19 protein-coding genes and 1 tRNA gene are annotated in these 21,084 nt (G+C 58.6%); 9 read left to right on the forward strand and 11 right to left on the reverse strand.

Annotated features, from left to right (window positions below; all coding sequences use genetic code 11):
• Nucleotide 1: 1 nt before the first annotated feature.
• Nucleotides 2-643, forward strand: a complete 642-nt coding sequence (locus ACFCXQ_RS07720) for a PadR family transcriptional regulator (RefSeq protein WP_379549402.1) — start codon at nucleotides 2-4, stop codon at nucleotides 641-643.
• Between the two features lie 72 nt (nucleotides 644-715).
• Nucleotides 716-1,144, forward strand: coding sequence for a hypothetical protein (locus tag ACFCXQ_RS07725; protein WP_379549404.1), 429 nt, complete (start codon nucleotides 716-718; stop codon nucleotides 1,142-1,144).
• 3 nt (nucleotides 1,145-1,147) lie between these two features.
• On the opposite strand, the gene ACFCXQ_RS07730 is transcribed toward ACFCXQ_RS07725, so the two are convergent.
• On the reverse strand, nucleotides 1,148-2,305 hold the full coding sequence (locus ACFCXQ_RS07730; RefSeq protein WP_379549406.1) for a glycosyltransferase family 4 protein: 1,158 nt from the start codon (nucleotides 2,303-2,305) through the stop codon (nucleotides 1,148-1,150).
• 206 nt (nucleotides 2,306-2,511) lie between these two features.
• Here ACFCXQ_RS07730 and ACFCXQ_RS07735 point away from each other — a divergent pair, with 206 nt between their 5' ends.
• The 3 genes from ACFCXQ_RS07735 (at nucleotide 2,512) to ACFCXQ_RS07745 (ending at nucleotide 6,536) form a co-directional block, all read left to right on the forward strand.
• The gene (locus tag ACFCXQ_RS07735) at nucleotides 2,512-3,678 is read left to right on the forward strand and encodes a phosphoserine transaminase (protein WP_379549408.1); all 1,167 of its coding nucleotides are present in this window, start codon (nucleotides 2,512-2,514) and stop codon (nucleotides 3,676-3,678) included.
• A 112-nt stretch (nucleotides 3,679-3,790) separates the two neighbouring features.
• Entirely contained in the window at nucleotides 3,791-5,374 is a 1,584-nt protein-coding gene (gene serA / locus ACFCXQ_RS07740; RefSeq protein WP_379549410.1) for a phosphoglycerate dehydrogenase, read from the forward strand.
• A 28-nt stretch (nucleotides 5,375-5,402) separates the two neighbouring features.
• Nucleotides 5,403-6,536, forward strand: a complete 1,134-nt coding sequence (locus ACFCXQ_RS07745; protein ID WP_379549412.1) for an ATP phosphoribosyltransferase regulatory subunit — start codon at nucleotides 5,403-5,405, stop codon at nucleotides 6,534-6,536.
• On the opposite strand, the gene ACFCXQ_RS07750 is transcribed toward ACFCXQ_RS07745, so the two are convergent.
• Nucleotides 6,533-7,957 (reverse strand): DUF1501 domain-containing protein, encoded by a 1,425-nt coding sequence (locus ACFCXQ_RS07750; protein ID WP_379549414.1) that lies wholly within the window; start codon nucleotides 7,955-7,957, stop codon nucleotides 6,533-6,535. The two genes, ACFCXQ_RS07745 and ACFCXQ_RS07750, sit on opposite strands and share 4 nt — an antisense overlap.
• Nucleotides 7,958-7,970: 13 nt before the next feature.
• Nucleotides 7,971-9,839, reverse strand: coding sequence for a DUF1800 domain-containing protein (locus ACFCXQ_RS07755; RefSeq protein WP_379549416.1), 1,869 nt, complete (start codon nucleotides 9,837-9,839; stop codon nucleotides 7,971-7,973).
• Between the two features lie 354 nt (nucleotides 9,840-10,193).
• On the opposite strand from ACFCXQ_RS07755, the gene ACFCXQ_RS07760 reads away from it, so the two are divergent.
• Together ACFCXQ_RS07760 and ACFCXQ_RS07765 are read left to right on the forward strand one after the other, a co-directional pair.
• Complete coding sequence (locus ACFCXQ_RS07760; protein WP_379549418.1) at nucleotides 10,194-11,483, forward strand: adenylosuccinate synthase; 1,290 nt, start codon at nucleotides 10,194-10,196, stop codon at nucleotides 11,481-11,483.
• Between the two features lie 78 nt (nucleotides 11,484-11,561).
• Complete coding sequence (locus tag ACFCXQ_RS07765; RefSeq protein ID WP_379549420.1) at nucleotides 11,562-12,578, forward strand: winged helix DNA-binding protein; 1,017 nt, start codon at nucleotides 11,562-11,564, stop codon at nucleotides 12,576-12,578.
• On the opposite strand, the gene ACFCXQ_RS07770 is transcribed toward ACFCXQ_RS07765, so the two are convergent.
• The 4 genes from ACFCXQ_RS07770 to argH all read right to left on the reverse strand — a co-directional run bounded on the left by ACFCXQ_RS07770 (nucleotide 12,575) and on the right by argH (nucleotide 16,369).
• Nucleotides 12,575-13,360: a precorrin-2 dehydrogenase/sirohydrochlorin ferrochelatase family protein gene (locus ACFCXQ_RS07770; RefSeq protein WP_379549422.1), complete on the reverse strand. Its 786-nt coding sequence runs from the start codon at nucleotides 13,358-13,360 to the stop codon at nucleotides 12,575-12,577. The two genes, ACFCXQ_RS07765 and ACFCXQ_RS07770, sit on opposite strands and share 4 nt — an antisense overlap.
• A gap of 9 nt (nucleotides 13,361-13,369) precedes the next feature.
• Nucleotides 13,370-14,632 (reverse strand): diaminopimelate decarboxylase, encoded by a 1,263-nt coding sequence (gene lysA / locus ACFCXQ_RS07775; protein WP_379549424.1) that lies wholly within the window; start codon nucleotides 14,630-14,632, stop codon nucleotides 13,370-13,372.
• 68 nt (nucleotides 14,633-14,700) lie between these two features.
• Nucleotides 14,701-14,994, reverse strand: a complete 294-nt coding sequence (locus tag ACFCXQ_RS07780) for a lipoprotein (RefSeq protein WP_379549426.1) — start codon at nucleotides 14,992-14,994, stop codon at nucleotides 14,701-14,703.
• A 1-nt stretch (nucleotide 14,995) separates the two neighbouring features.
• On the reverse strand, nucleotides 14,996-16,369 hold the full coding sequence (gene argH / locus ACFCXQ_RS07785; protein ID WP_379554590.1) for an argininosuccinate lyase: 1,374 nt from the start codon (nucleotides 16,367-16,369) through the stop codon (nucleotides 14,996-14,998).
• A gap of 16 nt (nucleotides 16,370-16,385) precedes the next feature.
• On the opposite strand from argH, the gene ACFCXQ_RS07790 reads away from it, so the two are divergent.
• Nucleotides 16,386-16,949, forward strand: a complete 564-nt coding sequence (locus tag ACFCXQ_RS07790; protein ID WP_379549427.1) for a TlpA family protein disulfide reductase — start codon at nucleotides 16,386-16,388, stop codon at nucleotides 16,947-16,949.
• Nucleotides 16,950-16,971: 22 nt separating this feature from the next.
• Here ACFCXQ_RS07790 and ACFCXQ_RS07795 read toward each other — a convergent pair.
• A tRNA-Val gene (locus tag ACFCXQ_RS07795) sits at nucleotides 16,972-17,047 on the reverse strand.
• 89 nt (nucleotides 17,048-17,136) lie between these two features.
• On the opposite strand from ACFCXQ_RS07795, the gene ACFCXQ_RS07800 reads away from it, so the two are divergent.
• Nucleotides 17,137-18,117 carry an asparaginase gene (locus tag ACFCXQ_RS07800; protein ID WP_379549429.1) on the forward strand — a complete coding sequence of 327 codons (981 nt, stop codon included), beginning with the start codon at nucleotides 17,137-17,139 and terminating at the stop codon, nucleotides 18,115-18,117.
• Between the two features lie 132 nt (nucleotides 18,118-18,249).
• On the opposite strand, the gene ACFCXQ_RS07805 is transcribed toward ACFCXQ_RS07800, so the two are convergent.
• The 3 genes from ACFCXQ_RS07805 to fmt are packed head-to-tail and all read right to left on the reverse strand — an operon-like array spanning nucleotide 18,250 to nucleotide 21,055.
• Nucleotides 18,250-19,359, reverse strand: a complete 1,110-nt coding sequence (locus ACFCXQ_RS07805; protein WP_379549431.1) for a zinc-binding dehydrogenase — start codon at nucleotides 19,357-19,359, stop codon at nucleotides 18,250-18,252.
• A complete protein-coding gene (gene truA, locus ACFCXQ_RS07810; protein WP_379549433.1) occupies nucleotides 19,356-20,141 on the reverse strand; it encodes a tRNA pseudouridine(38-40) synthase TruA in 786 nt (261 codons plus the stop codon). The genes ACFCXQ_RS07805 and truA overlap by 4 nt, the downstream gene beginning before the upstream one ends.
• Nucleotides 20,138-21,055: a methionyl-tRNA formyltransferase gene (gene fmt, locus ACFCXQ_RS07815; RefSeq protein WP_379549435.1), complete on the reverse strand. Its 918-nt coding sequence runs from the start codon at nucleotides 21,053-21,055 to the stop codon at nucleotides 20,138-20,140. Before fmt ends, truA begins: the two co-directional genes overlap by 4 nt.
• Nucleotides 21,056-21,084 lie beyond the last annotated feature (29 nt).

Below are 21,084 nucleotides of genomic sequence, written 5' to 3' on the forward strand. Positions count from 1 at the left end.
TATGCATGGACGCAAATGGCGCAAGATGCGCCGCAACCAAGCCTGGCCTTTCATCGCAATGATGGCCGCCAATTCGCGCGGCTGGGGCGCAGGCGGTCCCTTCGGCTCTGACGGCCCGTTTGGGCCCGGCGGTCCATTTGGACGCGGTGGTGGCGGTGGCCGGCGTCGTCGGCGAGGCCGTGTTTTCGGCTCCGGCGAATTGCGCCTCACGCTGCTGATGCTGATTGGCGACGAGTCGCGTCACGGCTATGAGCTTATCAAAGCGATCGGCGACGCAACCGGCGGGAATTACGAGCCAAGCCCCGGCGCGGTTTACCCCACGCTCGCGCTGCTCGCCGATGAAGGCGTGATTAAAGAAGCCAAGGGCAAGGGTGATGATGCGCGTAAGGCGTTTGAAATCACCAAATCCGGCAAAGAAGAGCTGGCTGAACGCGAGGAGGAGATTGCGGCGATCATCGCTAAGCTCACCGCAATGCAAGGAGGCGACGAGGAGCAGAAAGGCGCGCCTGAGCTGTTCCGCGCCATGGGCAACCTTGCCGGCGTGCTCAAGCACAAATATCGCGGAGGCAATTTCGGCAAGGATGACGTTGAGGAAACTGTCGATCTGATCGACGACCTCGCCAAGAAGATCGAGCGTCTCTGAGGCTGTTGCATTTGGCGCAAGGCGCGCTCTCGTGCTAGTCCTTCCCTCATTGATTTGAGGGAGGGATCAGCCATGAATTTGGATACATCTGCGAAAGCGCCGTGGCACCTTTGGGCTGTGGGTGTCGTCACGCTGCTGTGGAACGCGATTGGTGGCTTCAGCTACACAATGACGCGGCTGGGTATGCTCGAGCAGCTGGGCATGGGCGAGGCCGAGGTTGCCTTTTTCGAGAGCGCTCCAACGTGGTCCAACACGTTCTGGGCTTTGGGTGTATGGGGCGCGATTGCCGGTTCGTTGCTGATCTTGCTGCGCTCTCGCTTTGCCGTCCACGCAGTTATCATCGCGATCATAGGTCTTTTAGGTTCGAACACTTGGCAATATGCGATAGCCGATGTGCCCGAGAGCCTGCAAAACCCGGCTTTAACGATCATGATTTGGGTGACGACGCTGTTTATGCTTTGGTATGCTATCCGCATGCGCAGCCAAGGCGTGCTGCGTTAAGCTCTAGACAGCTTCCCGCTGGTGGTGAAGGCGCAGATAGGTCTTTGCCACAGCATTGTTGATGGCGTCCCACGAATAGTCTCCGGCGCGCGCTGAACCCGCTTCACCGTGTGCGCGGCGCAAATCGTGATCGGTGCAATAGGGCGCGAGCGCTTTGGCAAAGCATGCTGGCGTGCCGTCTGACACCAAAGTGCCGGTTGCGCCATCTTGCACTAGGCTCGCACTGCCGGTTGCGCCGGCGGCCACCACGGGTAGCCCGCTGGCCATCGCCTCCAAGGTCACATTGCCGAAAGTCTCAGTCACTGATGGATTGAAAAACACATCGGAGCTGGCCACTGCTCGGCCAAGATCTGAACCCGTTTGAAAGCCAGCGAAGACCCCGCCGGGCAGTGCTTTCTCAAACCATCCGCGCGCCGGGCCATCTCCGACCACCAGCACGCGGTGTGGGACCTGCATCTTTCGCAATTGGACGATGGCTTCGGCAAACATGTCGAGGCCTTTTTCCATCACCAGTCGTCCCAGAAATGTAATCGCGACGTCGCTGTCTTCTATTCCGAGCGATCGCCGCCATGACAGATCGCGCTTGGAAGGGTGGAACATGTCGCGGTCCACGCCGCGCGACCAAATCGAGATGTCGTCGTGCATGCCCTGCGCTTTGAGCTCAGTGATCTGGCTTTCGGATGGCGCGACCAGCGCATCGCAGCGATTGTAGAACCGCCGCAACATCCATTCGATTGCTGGCTCAGTAAATCCGAGCCCGTAATAGCGCGGGTAAGTCTCAAAGCGGGTGTGCACTGATGCTAGGACAGGAATGTCCCGCTCGCGCGCCCATTTGAGCGCGGCATGTCCGGTAGGGTCGGGCGAGGAGACATGGACGGTATTGGGTGCAAATTTTTCGAGATCGGCCCGTGCGTCTTTGTCGAGGCCCATCGGCACGCGATATTCACCGCGGCCTTTCACAGGAAAAGGCATGCTGCGTACGTTGATCAAATCGCCGGTGGGTTGAAAGTCTGGTTCTGCGACCATCGGCGAATACACGCGCACAGCCGCGCCTTGGCCAAGCAGATAGCCAACCAGACGATTGAGCGCCTGATTGGCGCCATCGCGAGTGTAATTATAATTGCCACTAAACAGAGCAATGCGAAGGTCGGAAATCTGCATATCTATGATCCGCCTTAAGCGAGTGGATTGCGTTTGGCGAGGTGAGGTTTTTTGATTTCGCATCGGTGGCAATAGATTCAAAAAGATAGCGACACACACTGTCGAGAAACTCCATAACCTTCTTGACATGTTGCGGCGCAACATTACTGCGACTGACGGGCCACGCGGTCCCAACGCCGCGCGAGCTCTCTGTAAGGAGAGATTACATGACTGAATTACGTGCCGAGCCGGCGCTCAAACCCGAGCGTCCGCAATTTTCCTCCGGTCCCACGGTGAAATTCCCGGGCTGGTCCCTCGACAAGCTGCAAACCGAATCGCTGGGGCGCTCGCATCGCTCCGCCTATGCGAAAGGTCGCCTGAAATACGCGATTGACCTCTCGCGCGAGCTACTGGGTGTGCCTGACGATTATCTCGTTGGCATTATGCCCGCCTCTGACACTGGCGCGCTTGAATGCGCGATGTGGACTATGCTGGGCGCAGGCCCTGCGACGGTCGCTGCGTGGGAAAGCTTCGGCAATGTCTGGATCCAGGATGCGGTCAAGCAGCTCAAGCTGAAAGATCTGCAAGTGCTCGATGCCGATTATGGCGAAATCCCTGATCTGCACTCGATCCCGCAGGAAAATGATGTCGTCTTTACATGGAACGGCACGACCTCTGGCGCGAAAATCCCGAGCACCGACTGGCTTGAGCCGGGCCGTAAGGGCATCACCATCAATGATGCGACCAGCGCTGTCTTCGCTCAAGAGATGGAGTGGGACAAGCTCGATGCGACGACGTACTCATGGCAGAAAGTCATGGGGTCCGAAGCTCAGCATGGCATGCTAATTCTGTCCCCCAAGGCGATTGAGCGGATCGAAAGCTATGATCCTCAATGGCCGCTGCCCAAGCTTTTCCGCCTGAAAAAGGGCGACAAGATCAATCGCGGCATCTTCGAAGGCGCGACGATCAACACACCGTCTTTGCTCGCCACAGAAGATTACATCGCAGCGCTCGAATGGGCGAAGTCCATTGGCGGTCGCAAGGCGCTGTTCGAGCGGGCCGATGCCAATGCGAAGCTAGTGACCGATTGGATTGAGGCGACGCCGTGGCTCAAGAACATGGTTGCTGACCCGGCCAAACGCACCAACACTGGCGTCTGCATGAAGTTCACTGGCGATTGGTATGAAGGCCTCTCGGCGGACGACCAAGCAGCGGTGCCCAAGAAAATCGTCAAGATGCTGGAAGAGCGGCATGTTGGCTATGACTTCAACGGTTACCGCGATGCTCCGCCTAGCTTGCGCATTTGGTGCGGCGGCACGCTGGAGCAGGAGGATATAAAACGCCTCTTGCCGTGGATCGAGTGGGCTTACGAGAGCGTAAAAGCTGGCTCCTGAGTCTTCACGGAACCCCGGCTAGTGAGCCGGGGTCTCACCCAATCTGTTGTTTTGACCGCGACAAAGCGGGATCCCGGATCAAGTCTGGGATGACGAATTCAAGGAATTCACCATGACGAAACCAAAAGTACTCATCTCTGATAAGATGGACCCTAATGCGGCGCGCATTTTTGAAGAGCGCGGCTGCGATGTTGATGTGATTACCGGCGAAACTCCGGAAGAGCTGATCGCGCGCATTGGCGACTATGACGGGCTTGCGATCCGCAGCTCGACCAAAGTGACCAAGGAAGTGCTCGACGCGGCGACCAATCTGAAGGTCATCGGTCGCGCGGGCATCGGTGTCGACAATGTCGATATTCCCTATGCGAGCGGCAAGGGCGTGGTGGTGATGAACACGCCTTTCGGCAACTCGATTACTACAGCGGAACATGCGATTGCGATGACGCTGGCCCTCGCTCGGCAAATCCCTGCGGCGAACACCCGCACGCAGGCTGGCGAATGGCCCAAGAAAGACTTCATGGGCGTTGAGGTAACCGGCAAAACGCTTGGCCTGATCGGTGCTGGCAATATTGGCTCCATCGTTGCGAGCCGCGCGCTGGGTCTTAAAATGAAGATCGTGGCTTTCGATCCGTTCCTGACCGAAGAGCGCGCGGTTGAGATTGGCGTTGAGAAGGTCACGCTGGATGAGATGCTCGCACGGGCGGATTTCATCACGCTGCACACCCCGCTAACCGATGAGACACGCAATATCCTAAGCGCTGAAAACCTTGCCAAGACTAAGCCTGGCGTGCGCATCGTCAATTGCGCGCGCGGCGGGTTGATCGACGAGGCGGCTTTGGCTGAGCTGCTGGAAAGCGGACATGTCGCAGGCGCAGCGCTTGACGTATTCGAGACCGAGCCTGCCACGGAAAGCCCGCTCTTCGGCAAGCCTGGTTTCATCTGCACGCCGCATCTTGGCGCCTCGACCACTGAGGCGCAGGTCAATGTCGCGTTGCAAGTAGCTGAGCAGCTCAGCGATTATCTGGTTAATGGCGGCGTCACCAATGCACTCAACATGCCATCGCTTAGCGCGGAAGAAGCGCCCAAGCTGAAACCCTATATGTCGCTCGCTGAAAACCTTGGCAGCCTTGTAGGACAGCTGGCCCATGGCAACCTCACCAATATCAGCATCGAGCGCGAGGGCGCGGCAGCTGCTCTCAATGGCAAGCCGATCACGGGCGCAGTGTTGGCGGGCCTAATGCGGCGCTATTCCGACACGGTGAATATGGTCAATGCGCCGTATCTCGCCAAGGAGCGCGGGCTGGAAGTGCGCGAAGTGCGCCATGAGCGTGAAGGCGCGTATAACACGTTGCTGCGCGTAACCGTGGGCACGGATGCAGGGGACCGCTCTGTCGTCGGCACTCTGTTCGGTAGCGAAGCGCCGCGTCTGGTCGAGATCTTTGGTGTTGGGATTGAGGCCGATCTGCACGGCAGCATGCTGTACATCGTCAATGAAGACGCTCCGGGCTTTATTGGCCGTATCGGTACGCTCTTGGGCGAAAAGGGCATCAATATCGGTACCTTCCACCTTGGACGCCGCGATGCGGGCGGCGAGGCGGTGCTCTTGCTGAGCGTGGATGCACCGATCCCTGCCGAAGTTGTGGCGCAGGCGCAGGCGCTGGAAGGCGTGAAAGTGGCAATGCCGCTGGAATTCTGAGCGCGGATGGGGCAGGGGCGCGCGTGTTATGACCGATCCGAACACTCCCTCGCTTTCCGATGACCTTTTGCCAGAGGGGCTGGAAGACGCTCTGCCTGCCCGGGCTTCGGCCATTTCGCATGCGCTGCGCTCAATTCTCGATGCGATGGACGGCCATGGCTATGACCGTGTGCGTCCGCCGTTGGTGGAGTTTGAGAAGTCGCTGGCTGGCCGGATGGACGGTGTCCAGACGCGGCGCATGGTCCGCTTTACCGATCCGGTGAGCTTGCGCACGCTGGCTTTGCGAAGCGACATGACGGTGCAGGTCGGGCGTATTGCCGCGACGGTTCTGGGCGATGCGCCGCGCCCTCTGCGGCTTTGCTATGCTGGCGAGGTCGCGAGCATTCGCGCAGATCAGCTTAATCCCAGCCGTCAACGCTTGCAAACTGGCGCAGAACTTGTCGGGAGCGACACGAGCGCTGCGGCAAGCGAAGTGCTAATGGTGGCGATTGAAGCTCTCGAAGCAGCGGGTGTGTCGGGCATTTCGGTCGACTTTACCCTGCCTGATCTGGTTGATGTGCTTGCACAAGAGGCTTTGCCGCTATCGGAGACCGCGACAGAGGCGGTGCGGCGCGAACTCGACACGAAAGATGCCGCTGGTCTTGCAGCAGTTGAAGGCGGCGAAGCATATCTGCCTCTGCTTTATGCTGCGGGTTCCTTTGAAGAGGCAATCGAGCGGCTGGCGGCGATTGATGCCAAGGGTGCTTTAGCGAGCCGTATTGCGGGCCTGCGTGATATTGCCACGAAGGTCAGCGACCGGGCACGCCTGACACTCGACCCGAGCGAGCGGCATGGGTTTGAATACCAGACCTGGTTCGGCTTCACCCTCTATGCCGAGGGTGCACGCGGCGCATTGGGGCGCGGCGGGACCTATTCGATCAAAGGCAGCGATGAGGCCGCAACTGGCTTCTCGCTCTATGTCGAGCCAGTGCTGCAAGCACTTGGTGGGGGCAACGCTGCTCAGCGTAAGACTCTGTTCCTGCCACTCGGGCATGATGCGGCGGCAGCGGCAGCACATCGCGCCGACGGATGGCGGACCATTGCTGCGCTAACCGAGGCCGATGACCCCACGATTCTAGGCTGCACGCACCGCCTCGACGGCGATGCGGCAACATCGCTTTAGGTAGCGCGCAGGAACCCGAGATCAGGGTTATTAAACCGCCCGATATTGGGCGCAATGCTGGGCAATTCACTTGCCTCAACCCCAAACCATTGCGCGAGCGTGGTCGAATACTCGTCAACGGATACCGCTGGGAGCAAGCGTCCGCGCCCGACCTGATCGTCTGTATCGAGCGACACCGCAGGAGCCTGACCGAAGAACTGGCCGCCATTGACGGCGCCGCCAAGGATCATGTGGTGACCGCCCCAGCCATGGTCCGAGCCATCGCCGTTTGAGGCGAGGGTCCGGCCAAAATCGGAGGCAGTGAAAGAGGTGACTTTGTCCGCAACGCCGAGCTCAACGGTCGCTTGGTAAAACGCGTCCATCGCAAAGTCGAGCTGGGCCAGCAGATTGCCGTGCTGACCAATCAGACCATCATGATTATCATAACCGCCAGTCGAGACGAAGAATACCTGCCGCCGCACGCCAAGCGAGCTGCGTGCAGCAATCAGACGAGCGACAATCTCGAGCTGACTTGCCAGACGATTATTGCCCTCAGCGGGCGTGAAATTCGTGTTGAGGGAGACCCCATCGAGGCCATTGCTCACAAATTGCTCAGCTTCGATCGAGCGGCGCGTCACATTGGTGTGATCTGCCTCAAGCAAATGATTGCTGTTCTGTGTCAGCAGCGTGCGCAAGGCGTCACCAGCGGCATCGGAACGATAGAGACGGTCCAAGCCGTCTACGCGAACCGCGCCGCGCGACGAGATTTGGTAAGTCAGCGTATTTTGACCCGCTAGAAACACCGCGTTGCCGCCTGAGGAAATATTTGTGAACAGCGCGTTGGTGTTCGCGGTCTGCGCTAAATCGCCCATCTTTCCGCCCCAGCCGGTCACCGCACCCTCGGGCTGAGATGACATCCAAGTGGATTGCTGGTCATTGTGGGAGAATAGCTTTGGCGGCAGCGGAACCGTGCGATCTTGATATTGCTGGCGCGAAGTAGGCGTTTGCAATGGACCCACGTTCAGTAGAGGTGCCATCGCGCCTTCGTCAAAACGCGCCTTCATGCGCGGCATAGTCGGGGCCAGCGCATATTGAATGTCATTGGTCAGTGTTTGATTGTTTGCCGGATTGAGCACTGAGCCAGCAAGATCAGCGCGCGGCAAAGCAACGCCGCCGCCAGCCTCGCCATTACCGCCGCGAATTTCGCTATACGCGGCGTAATTGCTCGCATCAAATGGGATGAACAAGTTCGCGTGGTCGTTTCCGCCATAAAGGAAGATACAGACCAAGGCCTTGTAATCATTGCCCGCGTTAAATGCAGCAAGTTCGCCAATTCCGGCTAACCCCATTGCATAGCTTGAGGCTGCACCAACCGCTGCCATCTGGCTTGAGCGCCGCATGAAGGCGCGGCGGGAAATTTCTTCTGATTTTCCGATAAACATGTCCGCGTCCCTCTTATTTCTGAACCAGATAGTCTGGTGAAGCCATCACGAGCATGATGGCGGTGTGCACCTGGCGCAGCTTGTCTTCATCGCTGCTTGTCGCGGTTATCCCGCGAGCATCCAGCGCCGCCCGGATTGTCGAGATCGTCCCCTCGCTCAATTGGCCAGCGGTCATCAGCAGATTGAGGCGGTCGATTAGTGCCGCGGGATCCTCCGCCAGAGCAACCTCGTTGGTATAGCTGGTCTGGAGATCGTTAGTCACAAACTGCCGGTCTTCGATCACGCGGGTCATGAAATTGATATAACCCGGCGCGCTGCTTTCATTGAGCAGCTGAAACTCCGGCGCAACCAGTCCATTATTACCGATATTTGAGTTAGACGGCACATAACCGGGGCGGAAGAAGTTAAACACTGATGGAGAACGTAGCGGACTTTGGCCAAGCCTGCTGCTTGCGTCTGCCGTGTCTCGAACGGTCCAGCCACCGCTTTCTGATGTCGCACCGAACGTCCGCGCCCACTGTGCGAGACGTAGTATTGGTTCGCGCAGTTTGCCAAAAGTGGTGCTGGCGAGGCCATCTGCCGAAAGCGCCTCATCGTCGAGCCAGATGGCGCGGAAGACGGCGCGCAAATCACCGCGCGTGCCCGAGCCATTATTGTCAAAGACCGAAGCTACGCGCTGCACATAGGCAGGTGAAGGGTTGCTGGTGACCAATCGCTGGATCATCTGCTGAGCAAAGAACGGCGCCACATTGGGATGGTTGAAAAGCGCATCGAGCGCGATCCGCAGCGAATCTGTGGCATTTGTACCTGCCGGAATGGTCGTGCCGAGGAAGGTTTTTGCTTCTTCGGAATGAAAGCCTTCACCGCGCGGAAAGCGCCAGCGCGAGGGGTCAGCAGTCATCGGATCAAGAATGTACTCGATTGAAGGGATTGTGAAAGTCTCGCCTTCAAGCGCGAGTTCAGTGCTACGGGAGTGATCAAAGTCATATCCGGTGAAGACTTTGGCGAGCTCAGTCACGTCCTCGTTGGTGTAGGTCTCAATTGCGTTGCCGCTACCATCGGTGCGCACGGTTCCATCTGCATTGAGTTCAAGCAGGCCAATGGTGAACAGCTGCATCACCTCGCGGGCATAATTTTCATCTGGTGCGCGGCCAGTGCGGGGGTCGCCGCGCCGATTGCCGCGCGTATTCAGCCAGACGCCCATGGCGGGGTTCAACGTGATGTCTTCGAGCAGATCGCGGAAATTCCCGAAGGCATGCTCAGCCAGTATGTCCCAGTATTTTGCAATAGCCTGACTGCGCCAAGCCAGATTGATCCCGTTGAGAGAGACAACGAAAAATTCTGAAAGGGCCAGCGCTGCGCGTTTGCGAACTTCGCCGCCGCCGCTCATCAATTGATTCCAGATCATGTAATCGCCTGGATCGCGGCGGAAATACCAATTGTTCTCGTCAACGCGGCTATAACCCGTTGCTTCCATCCATTGAATGCCAGTCTGACCGATCCCAGCGCTCAACTGGCTATCGAGCCAGGGAGCGTAGCCTTGATCTTGGACGGCGGTTATCTCTGCTGGGGATGCTGCAATGCTGGTTTGCAGGACGAAGCGTGCAGCTTCCTGATCGGATTGTGGACGAGCAACGGGAGGAGGTGCCGTCCCGCCGCTGGTGCCGCCTGAAACCGGAGCTGCGCCACCACCTGCTGCGGCACCATCGCCGCCACCGCCGCCGCATGCCGCGACGCCCAGTGCCAATGCCGACACTCCGACATATTTATGATTACTCGCGCTTGGGGCTGCTGGCGCTGCCAGATCATTCCCGATGTCACCACTGTCACCATCGCTTGCCAATGCGGCAACACGCGGTTTCTCAATAACAGTATCTGTCACTCCCAGTCCTCCGAGCCCCCGGAACCCAAGTTTGTCCGGCCATTCGGCAACTGCCCTATCCCCTTGGCAGTTCATTATTTTTTTACAGTCGTCACTAACGCGGCGTTAAGGATAGGCAGATGGCCACAAAAGCAAGCGGCCCCGGTTTCGGGCTATGACCAATTTCAGCACGTTCCGCCGGAATGTGTGCCCTAGTTGCGACCGTTTGACTAAGCTCGCGCAATCCCCCTCACAAATCTACTCGTGGTTTGTACCAGATAGTCGCTTGGTCGCGCTTGCTCTTGCGCGCGCCACCGACTAGGCCCGCGCGGTTTGTCACGTGGGCGCTAAGCGCTCGCCAAAGAAAGTCTGAGCATGGCCAATGTTACCGTAATCGGTGCCCAATGGGGCGATGAGGGCAAAGGAAAAATCGTCGACTGGCTTGCCAGCCGCGCCGATGCAGTTGTGCGTTTTCAAGGCGGTCACAACGCTGGTCACACGCTGGTGATTGATGGCGAGACTTACAAATTATCCTTGCTCCCATCGGGTATTGTCTCGGGTACGATGAGCATGATTGGCAATGGCGTGGTGCTGGACCCATGGGCATTGCGCGATGAGGTGCAAAAGCTTGAGGGGCAGGGGGTCACGATCACCGACGACAATCTGGCGGTTGCGGACAATTGCCCGCTAATTTTGCCTTTGCACCGCGATTTGGACGGCCTGCGCGAGACGGCCGCTGGGAGCGGCAAGATTGGTACAACGGGTCGCGGTATTGGGCCCGCTTATGAAGATAAGGTGGGTCGCCGGGCGATCCGCGTTTGCGATCTGGCGCATCTCGATGATCTGGAACCGCAGCTTGACCGGCTATGCGCGCATCATGACGCATTGCGTGCTGGCTTTGACCAGCCGCCGGTTGATCGCGCGGGCTTACTCGCTGAGCTGCGTGAGATTGCACCCTTCGTTATGCGGTTCGCACAGCCGGTATGGAAGCGGCTTAAGAAGGTTCGCAAGGCTGGCGCGAAAATCCTGTTCGAAGGCGCGCAGGGCGTGCTGCTGGATGTCGATCACGGCACATATCCGTTCGTCACCAGTTCCAATACTGTGAGCGGCACGGCGGCTAGCGGCTCGGGCCTAGGTCCCGGCTCTACTGGTTTCGTTCTCGGTATCGTCAAGGCTTACACCACCCGCGTCGGCAGCGGCCCATTCCCAACCGAGCTGGAGGATGAGATCGGCCAGACCTTGGGCGAGAAGGGGCATGAGTTTGGAGTCGTGACCGGGCGCAAGCGCCGGGTCGGCTGGTTCGACGCGGTTATCGTGCGTCAATCCTGCGCGATTAGCGGGGTGACCGGCATCGCGCTTACCAAGATTGACGTACTTGATGGGTTTGAAACGGTGAAGATCTGCACCGGATATCGTCTGCGCAACAATGTGATTGACTACCTGCCAAGCCACGCCGGCGATCAGCAATTGGTTGAGCCGATTTACGAGGAAATGCCGGGCTGGGAAGAGAGCACGGCCGGCGCGCGCAGCTATGCTGATCTGCCCGCCAATGCGATCAAATATATCCAGCGCGTGCAAGAGCTTATCGAGACGCCAGTTGCGCTGGTCAGCACTAGCCCAGAACGCGACGATACTATCCTCGTGCGCGATCCCTTTTTGGACTAATGGACCACGCTACTACACGATATTCTTGACTTATACTTGTTTTGTTCTATTTTTGTTTCATCGAATCGGGAGTAGTTCATGGGGCAACTTGCATATTGTGTTGATGAAATCACTGAGGCCAAACCAGTTTTAGGTGAGGGCGCTCGGGGTTCAGTCTCAATTTTCGCGGATGGCGATGGATCGCTCGATATTCTGGCGCAGGATGCCGCGCTGGTGGGCTTTTCGATCTCTGGGCGGCGTGCGCTGAGCGATGTCATGGCGCAGGACGCTATCGTCTTGGGCGATGCCGTCTTGGTTGAGTGTGCAGATGCTGACGCGGGCTCTCTTGCGGCTCTCATTCGTTTGGATGAAAGGGCAGCGCGCTCTGGCGCTTCGTTGATTGTTTCGACGCATATTGACGCTTTGGAAGATGTTTTTGGTTGCGTTGACCGGTCTGAGGCACGGATCCTTGTTGGCGCGTCTCGCGGAGAACGGATTGTGGCACTGGGCCAGGCTTTGGCGACTTTGCGCAGCGACCGTGTTCGCGAAATGGAAGAGGGTGAGCGCAATACGCTGGCCAGGCTAACTGATGAAGTTACACGTTTGGCCCGCAAGCTTGACGGTTTTTCAAGCGATGGCGCATCGCCGACTTCTCCAAATAGCGTAGGATCAAATGGCGGGGATGGAAGCATGCGGCTTGCTTCTCCTACTCAAGGCTATCGCTATCTTAGCCGCGAAGATGAAATGGCGCATAAACCGCGCACACCCTTGCCGGATCCGCGCATGATCAAATCGATCATTCGAGAGCGTCAGCGCCGGTGTGAGTTTTTTGATACGGAATTATTTGCTGATCCGGCCTGGGATATCTTGTTGGACCTGACAGCCGCCCGCGCGGAGCATCGCCGGGTTTCCGTGACCTCCCTGTGCATCGCAGCAAATGTTCCAGCGACGACAGCGCTCCGTTGGATATCACAAATGGTTGATATGCAGCTGTTGGCCCGTGTTCAGGATGATACTGATCGTAGGCGGGCCTTTATTGTGCTCACTGATAATGCAGCAGATGCGATGGCCCGGTATTTTGACAGTCTGGGAACATCGCAAATCAGCCCGATTTAGGCGCGTCTTAGAATAACGGTTATGCCTTTTGGTGTGCGATGAGTACTTACCCCCTCCTCATCGCGCACCAAAATACGTTCTGCGTCAGCCCGCGCGCGGATTAAGATTCTTTCGGGCACTTGCTTATCGTGGATCACTTGGTCTGCCATTCCGAGCCATCGTGCCTGCCTGAGCGTCAGATCCTCGGGATCATCGCTGCAGAGCTCTATAGTGTGCGTTTCGCTCTCAGGCTGAGGCTCAGCTTGCGCTAGCCATTCTGCCACGCGCGAGTGTGCCCCCGGATCTGCGGGATCGAGCATTCCACCCTCGCTCAGCGCTGTGTCTAGCGCGCGCCTGCGCTCTCCGCCGTCGGGGTAACATGCGCGCATTTCTTGCCGCGAAGCGCTCAGCTTTGCTGCCAATTTTCCCAAACTTTGTGGCAGCCACTTCTCGATCCGAAGCCGCACATGTTTGGCAAGACCAGCAGACGCGCCGCCTGTACCAATCGCGATGAGCACGGGGTCGCGGTCGCAAATGCTCGGCGTGGTAAATTCGCATAGGGCAGGCCGGTCAACCACGTTGACGAGCAGTCCCATACCTTTGAGGCGGTCTGCTGCGCGGCGCGCCAATTGCTCATCTTCCAAGGCGACAAAGGCGATCTTGGCCTGGTGCGCTTCTGCTTCGCTGCAAACTATGCCGCCTGCGCGCGTGATCAATCGCGCTTTGGCTTCGGCCTCTTCTCCCTCGCCGACAACCACGACTTTGGTCCCAGCTAGCTTGTGGAAGAGCGGAAGGCTTTTCATATCAGCTTCTCAGACAAGCCACTCTGGTACGCGCTCGGCATCCATGATCGCGGCTGCGGCGATACGATCGGCCACGACGGCATATTTATCGCCATCTACCAGCACTTCGGCAACGAAACCGCGTGAGTTATAGCTTGAGGCCATGGTCGCGCCATATGCGCCCGCAGTGCGGAAGACTGCCAGATCACCGCTTTGCACAGCGTCGCACTCGCGGTCTCGCGCAAAGGTATCACCAGTCTCGCAAATGGGGCCGACGATGTTGGCGGTCATGCGTTCTCCGGTAGGCGCAACTGCGTCGAAATCGTGCCAAGCGCCGTAAAGTGCCGGGCGGGCAAGGTCGTTCATTGCCGCATCGACGATCACAAATGGAGGGCCATTGCCGCCGCGTTTCACACGGACCACGCGGGTTAGCAATATACCGGCATTGCCAGCAATCACTCGGCCCGGCTCAAAGGTCAGGTGAACGCCCCAATCCTTCGTCGCTCGCGCCACCATCGCCCCATATTCTGCAGGGGATGGCGGATTTTCGCCAGTTTTATAGGGCACACCCAATCCGCCGCCGAGGTCGACATGCGTGATGGTATGTCCGGCCGCGCGCAAATCGGCGACGAGCGCGCCGAGCTTGGCAAAAGCTGTCTCAAGCGGTTCGAGATCCTGCAGCTGACTACCGATATGTACTGCGACGCCGCGTAAGTTCAGCCCATCCAGTGCTGCCAATTCCGCAAATGCTTCGCGGGCATGGACCAGCGGGATACCAAATTTGTTCTCAGCTTTGCCGGTTGAGATTTTCTCATGAGTTTTCGCGTCAACATCCGGATTGATGCGTAGACAGGCGTTTGCCTGCTCTCCGCGTGCCGCCGCCAATTCAGCGAGTTCGCTGCCTTCCTCGCGCGATTCGATGTTGAACTGGCCGATTTTTTTGTCGAGCCCGAGCGCTAACTCTTCGCGCGTTTTGCCGACGCCAGAAAACACGATTTTTTCTGGTGTCATCCCCGCTGCAAGCGCTCGCATCAGCTCGCCGCCTGAGACGACATCCGCGCCAAAACCTTGGCCTTGTAGAACTTTGAGAACAGCGAGATTGGGATTGGATTTGACCGCAAAAGCAATCAACTTGCTCGGAACGTCTCGCAGGCCCTCGGTGAAAACGCGGGCATGGCGCTCCAGCGTGGCGCGGGAATAGACGTAAACAGGGGTGCCCACCTCATCAGCGATGAGCGGGAGCGGAACGTCTTCGGCATGCATGACGCCGTCTTTGATTTGGAAATGGTCCATTATGAGCGGGCCTCTGCCTCAGGCGGCGCGCAGAGTCGAGCAAGCGTTACTTCGCGGGCTATAATTCCTTACTCTGGCGCGGTGTCATCGGGGGTGATGCCGCTCGTATCATCGCCTTCTGGCGGCAAATCAAACGGATCATCCTGACGTTCTTCTGAGCGACGGCGCAGTTCAACACTGCGTTCTGGCGCAGCCTGTGTCCGAAGTTCCAGCAACGTCTGCGCATCAGGGCGAACCTCTGCGCCGTAAGGTTCGGGCGGTAATGCTGCGCCGGGCGCAGGAGTTAAAGAGGCTTTCTGCCCGCATGCCGAAAGCGCCGCCGCGGCAAATGCTAATACGAATGTTGCTACGGCTTGTCGCATCTCACTTCAGTCCTAACGTTTCTCGGGCTTCTTCTACCCGCGCTCTTACCTGATCGGGGGCGGTCCCGCCATAGGAGCTGCGCGCGGCGACTGAGCTTTCTACCGAGAGCGCGGCGAACACGCGTTCATCAATGCGGGCATCGATCGCTTGTAAATCGGTAAGGGGCAAAGCGTCCAAAGCGACCCTGCGCTCCTCCGCCAGCTTTACTGCTGCTCCAGTAATGTGGTGCGCCTCGCGGAATGGAATTCCAGCCTCGGTCACTAACCAATCGGCAAGATCGGTCGCGGTGGCATAGCCAGCTTCTGCCGCGGCGCGCATACGGACGGTATCGAATGCGCTGTCGGCGACCATGCCAGCCATTGCGGCGAGGCATAGGTCGAGCAGGCCAGCAGCCTCGAAAACCGGTGGTTTATCGTCCTGCATATCCTTGGAGTAGGCCAGCGGAAGGCCCTTCATCGTGATCATGAGCGACGTTGCACAGCCAATGATGCGTCCGGCATGGCCGCGTACCAGCTCGGCCGCATCGGGGTTTTTCTTTTGCGGCATGATCGAGCTGCCGGTGGAAAGCGTATCGGGCAGGCGAATGAAGCCAAAGGGCTGGCTCGCCCAGAGGATCATTTCTTCCGCAAGTCGCGAGAGATGCAAGGCGCATTGGCTCGCCGCCATCAGATAATCGAGCGCAAAGTCACGGTCTGAAACCGCGTCCAAACTGTTGCGGGTTGGGGCATCAAACCCGAGGGCATCGGATGTGGCCTGCCGATCAATTGGGAAGCCGGTTCCCGCCAATGCAGCGCTGCCTAGCGGGCACTCATTCAGCCGCGCGCGCGCATCTGCAAAGCGGCTACGATCGCGGGATGTCATTTCGTAATAGGCCATCAGGTGATGGCCCAGCGTCACCGGCTGCGCCGTCTGCAAATGGGTGAAGCCAGGCATGATGCAGCCCGTGTGTTCGCCTGCGCGCGTGACCAAGGCGCGCTGCAGCGCTGCAAGGCCTGCGTCGGCGCGCTCCATGGCATCGCGCACCCAGAGGCGGAAATCGGTCGCGACCTGATCATTGCGGCTGCGCGCGGTATGCAAGCGGCCAGCGACTGGGCCGACCAGCTCGGACAGGCGCGCCTCCACTGTCATATGAATGTCTTCAAGATCCCAATCCTCGGGCACGCCATCGCGCTCATACTCGGCGGCAATCTGTTCGAGCCCGCGATCAATGGTCACGGCGTCCTCTGCGCTAACAATCCCCTGCGCGGCAAGCATCGCAATATGCGCGCGGCTGCCCGCAATATCTTGCCTCCAGAGCTGCTTGTCGAAAGGGATCGAGGCATTGATTTCGCGCATGATCGCGCTAGGCCCTTCGGCGAACCTGCCGCCCCACATCTGATTGGAGCTATCCGTGTCCCGCTTTTCGCTCACGCTATTGTGTATCCTGACGCTTAGTGTTGGAGCGTGCGATAGGGCAGCGACTGAAAGCGCGCAAGAAAACGAGGCTTCGGGCACAGATACCGTCGCCAGCGGCGTGATTGATCGCAGTCAGGCCGGTGAACTGATGCCAGTGGTGAACCTTGTCGACTTGGAAGGTGCCGAGCTCAACACCGGAGCGCTTCAAGGGCGGCCGGTGCTCCTCAATCTATGGGCGACGTGGTGCCCGCCGTGTATCAAGGAAATGCCGCTGCTCGATGAGCTCGCGGAGGACTATGGCGATGCGCTCAAAGTGCTCACGGTAAGTCAGGACTTGCAGGGCGCCGAACGAGTTGAGCCATTTTGGGTCGAGCGCGATTTTGAGCGTTTGGAACCGTGGCTCGACACCGAGAACGAGCTGAGCAAGGCGCTCAGCGATGTGATGCCGACAACCGTTTTGTATGATGCGAGCGGGCAGGAGGTCTGGCGCGTACTGGGCGACTATGATTGGTCTAGCGCAGAGGCGCGCGGCGCGATTGATGAAGCTTTGGCGATGTAGGCTAGTCCGCGACGTCAAGGAATGGTGGGCGATGACAGGCTCGAACTGCCGACCCTCTCGGTGTAAACGAGATGCTCTACCAACTGAGCTAATCGCCCATTCCGTGTGTTGGAAGCGCGCTATCTAGCGCCTATTTTCTGAAAATCAATTGCTGTCTTTATCGAATTTAGCTTTAGGCGTGCTGCAGATGACGAATCCCAACATCCTTGTACTCGCCACAGGCGGCACAATTGCGGGCAAAGCAGGCTCTGCGACTCGCCATGATTATCGTCCTGGGCAAATCGGCATTGACGATTATCTCGACCAAGTGGCTGGTCTGGGCCTCAATGCGACGCTAACTGGTAAGCAGATCGCCAATATCGGCTCGGAGGATATCGGGCCGGAGATATGGGCGAAATTGCATGCCGAGATTAGCGCGGCGATTGATGTTCCGAGCATTGACGGTGTCATCATCACGCATGGCACTGATACGGTAGAGGAAACGGCCTTCCTGCTGGACCTAACGTTACCCGCGACGAAGCCCGTGGTGTTGGTCGGCGCGATGCGGCCCGCCGATGCGGTTGGATATGATGGCCTGCGCAACTTCGCCAATGCGGTGCGTGTTGCTGGCGATAGTGAGGCCAGCGGGCGCGGAGTGTTGGTTGTGATGGGCGACAGGGTTTTCGCCGCACGCGATGTGCGCAAGGCCCGCACGCGCGGGACCGATGCTTTTCGCGGCTTCCCGCGCGATTCGATTGGGCTTGTGACGCCCAGCGCGCTCGACTGGTTCGGGGCGCCATGGCGAGTCGATGAGGCAGCGCGATTCGCGTTCACGCAAGTCTTACCCGATGTGCCGATCCTGACTGTACATGCGGGAATGACGCCGGACTATGTCGCGCGACTTGTGACACCCGAGACCCGCGGTGTGGTTGTTGCGGGCGTGGGCGAGGGCAATATGCCAGACCCGGTGCGCGACGCTCTGGTGGCGCTCGCTGCGGAAGGCATGCCGATTGTCCGCTCGAGCCGTCTCGATGAGGGGCTGGTTGACCGTGAGCCTGAAGACGACCCGAATCGCTTCGTAGCTGCGCGGGCGCTTAATCCGCAAAAGGCTCGGATGTTGCTCGCTCTGCTAATCGCGGAGGGCTTAACGGACCCGTCCGCGATCCAGCGCGAGTTTGATGGTAGGTAGGAGGCTTTGTTTTCCGCACGCCCTCCGGCGTGCGATGTCCTCGCTCACGCGATCATAGATCGCATCGCTGCGGGCGGGCAGTCGCCCTTGCGGCTGCTCCGCAGCCGATCCGATGCAACCAAGCCTTAAACCCTATCCCTGCGGCGTAACCAGATACTTCTCGCCCGTTTTCATTTGGCGATAATCAAGGATCGCATTCTTAGTCAGCATCTCTTCCAGATTGACCTTCGTTTTGTAGCTGCTGGCGAAAGTCGTGGTCAGGTTCTCGAGCACGCGCGTGCGCATCCGCACGACTGTTTCCATACCCGCATTCGCAAGGAATGGTGTGAGCAGCCATCCGGACAATGTCCAGCCAAAACCGTATGATGGCGTGAGGATAGTTGGACCAAAGTCGAGCCGTCCATAAATGAACATGCGTTTTGCCTGGTCGGACCCATAGCGCGAATATTCGGTCATTTTGCTCACCGCGACCTGTTCCATCGCTTTGAAGCAAGCATCGACGGCTTGACCCCCGCCAATCGGGTCGAAACCGTAAAAGGCGTCGGTCGCGTCGATGGCTTTGCGCAGCTGATCCATGAAATCATCATCAGAAGAGTTGACCACCCATTCGGCGCCCTGCGATTTGAGCAGCTCAGCCTGTTCGGCCTTACGCACGATATTGACCAGCGCAATCCCGTCCTCCTGGCAAATCCGGTTGAGCATCAGCCCGAGGTTCGATGCGCCAACGGTGTGCAAGATTGCCTTTTGACCGTCCATCTTGGCATTTTCCACAAAACCCAGCGCAGTCATGGGGTTAACGAAGGAGCTTGCCCCTTGTTCTGAGGAATAGTCACCGAGCGGCAGGCACATGGTCGCCTCAGCGATTGCATATTGGCTGAACGCATTGCCCGGTACGCATGCGACCCGTTGTCCCATCAGCGCTTTGGCCATGTCAGTATCACCCGTGGCGATGACGGTACCTGCGCCCTCATTACCTGCAGACAGGCGCTGGCCATGGCGCGATTTCGAGCCGGTGTTGAACGGCTCGGGCATCTTCGCGATGACTTTGCCGGGAGAATATTCGGCATTCTCGAAATCTGCTGCGCCGGTCAGGATCGCTAGGTCCGATGGGTTGATCGGGGCCGCTTCCATCTTAACCAGAACCTGATTGCCGGCCGGTTCCGGGAAAGTGCTCTCGGCGATTTCGACGGTCAGCGTGCCATCGCTTTCCAGCGTCGTGAATAGCTGTTTGCCAGTTGTCATGGGGTATTCTCCTCAGATGTATCTTTTTGGGGTGTATTGGCAACGGGATAGATAGCCTCGACGAAGAAGAGGCCGTTTGCGGGCGCGTTGAGGCCTAATTCCTGCCGCTCCTTTGCCGCAAGCGCTTGAGCCATGCGCTTTTCACTCCACGTGCCTTGGCCCACAAGGGCCAAACAGCCAACCATAGATCGCACTTGATGGTGCAGAAAACTGCGGGCGGCGGCGTGGATGGTAATGTATTCGCCGCGCCGCTGGACCTCAAGATGGTCGAGCGTCTTGACCGGGTCTTTGGCTTGGCAATGCGCAGAGCGGAACGTAGTGAAATCATGCCTCCCGACCAGCACTTGAGCCGCGCGGTGCATCGCCTCATCGTCCAGCTCTTGCGGGATTTGCCACGCGCGATCCTTTTCCAGCGTTAGCGGCGCTCGGCGATTGCAGATGCGGTAAAGATACCGCCGTCCGATACAGGAAAAGCGCGCATGCCATTCCTCATCGACAATCTCGCAATGCGTGACCGCGACCGGATCGGGCCGCATTTTTGCATTGAGCGCTTCCATCAGGCGGAACGGGGTCATGTCTTTTTCGATGTCGATATGGCTGCGCATGGCAAGGGCATGCACGCCAGTATCGGTGCGCCCCGCGCTGTGCATGGTGACCTTCTCGCCGGTGACCTCGCTGGCGGCATCCTCAACCGATTGCTGGACAGTGGGGCCATGCTTCTGGCGCTGGAGCCCTTGGAATGGGGTGCCATCAAATTCGAGCGTGAGAGCAAAGCGGGTCATGCGAGTTTGGTCCCTTTTTCGATTACCATTCCGCGGAGGAAGTCTGCAACATCCATCGCCGGTTTGCCTGCGCGCTGGAGGCGGACGGGGCGGATTGCGCCTGTCCCGCAAGCGATGGTTAGCGAGTCGTCGAGCACAGTGCCGGGTTCGCCTTCGTCTTCCGCCACATCTGCGCGCAACAATTTCACACGCTCGGCCCCATTGACCCCGGCCAGCTCAAACCAAGCACCGGGAAACGGCGCAAGTCCGCGTACCAGTCGTTCGATCTCTTCCGCAGGCTTGCTCCAGTCGATCCGCGCCTCCGCTTTGTCGATCTTTGGCGCATAGGTTGCGTCCTCATCATCCTGCGCGATCGCCACATGCTTATCCAGTTCGCGCAAGGTGCTCACCATCAGCTTCGCGCCCAATTCGGCCAGCTCATCAGTCAGCTCGCCCGTCGTCTTGCGCTCCATCGGAGTGCGCACGGTCGCCAGCATTGGCCCAGTATCCAGCCCGGACTCCATCTGCATGATCGTGATCCCCGTCACTGGATCACCCGCTATCACCGCGCGGTGAATCGGTGCCGCCCCGCGCCAGCGCGGCAGGATCGAGGCATGCACATTAAGGCATCCTTTGGCGGGCGCATCTAGAATAGTCTGCGACAGGATTAAGCCGTAAGCCGCCACGACTGCAATATCGGCGTTTAGCGCCGCGAACCGCGCCTTTTCTTCATCAGATTTCAGGGATTTGGGGCTGCGTACCTCCAGCCCCAGCTCCTCCGCCGCGACTTGCACTGGCGATGCACGCAGCTTCTTCCCTCGCCCAGCGGGGCGGGGCGGCTGCGTATAAACCGCCGCAATCTCATGCCCCGCGTCATTCAACGCCCGCAATGTCGGCACCGCAAAATCGGGCGTTCCCATAAAGATTATGCGCATGACTGGCCCCAAGACCTTTCTCGATCAGA

This window comes from Qipengyuania rhodophyticola (genome assembly GCF_042493225.1).
Lineage (GTDB): Bacteria > Pseudomonadota > Alphaproteobacteria > Sphingomonadales > Sphingomonadaceae > Erythrobacter.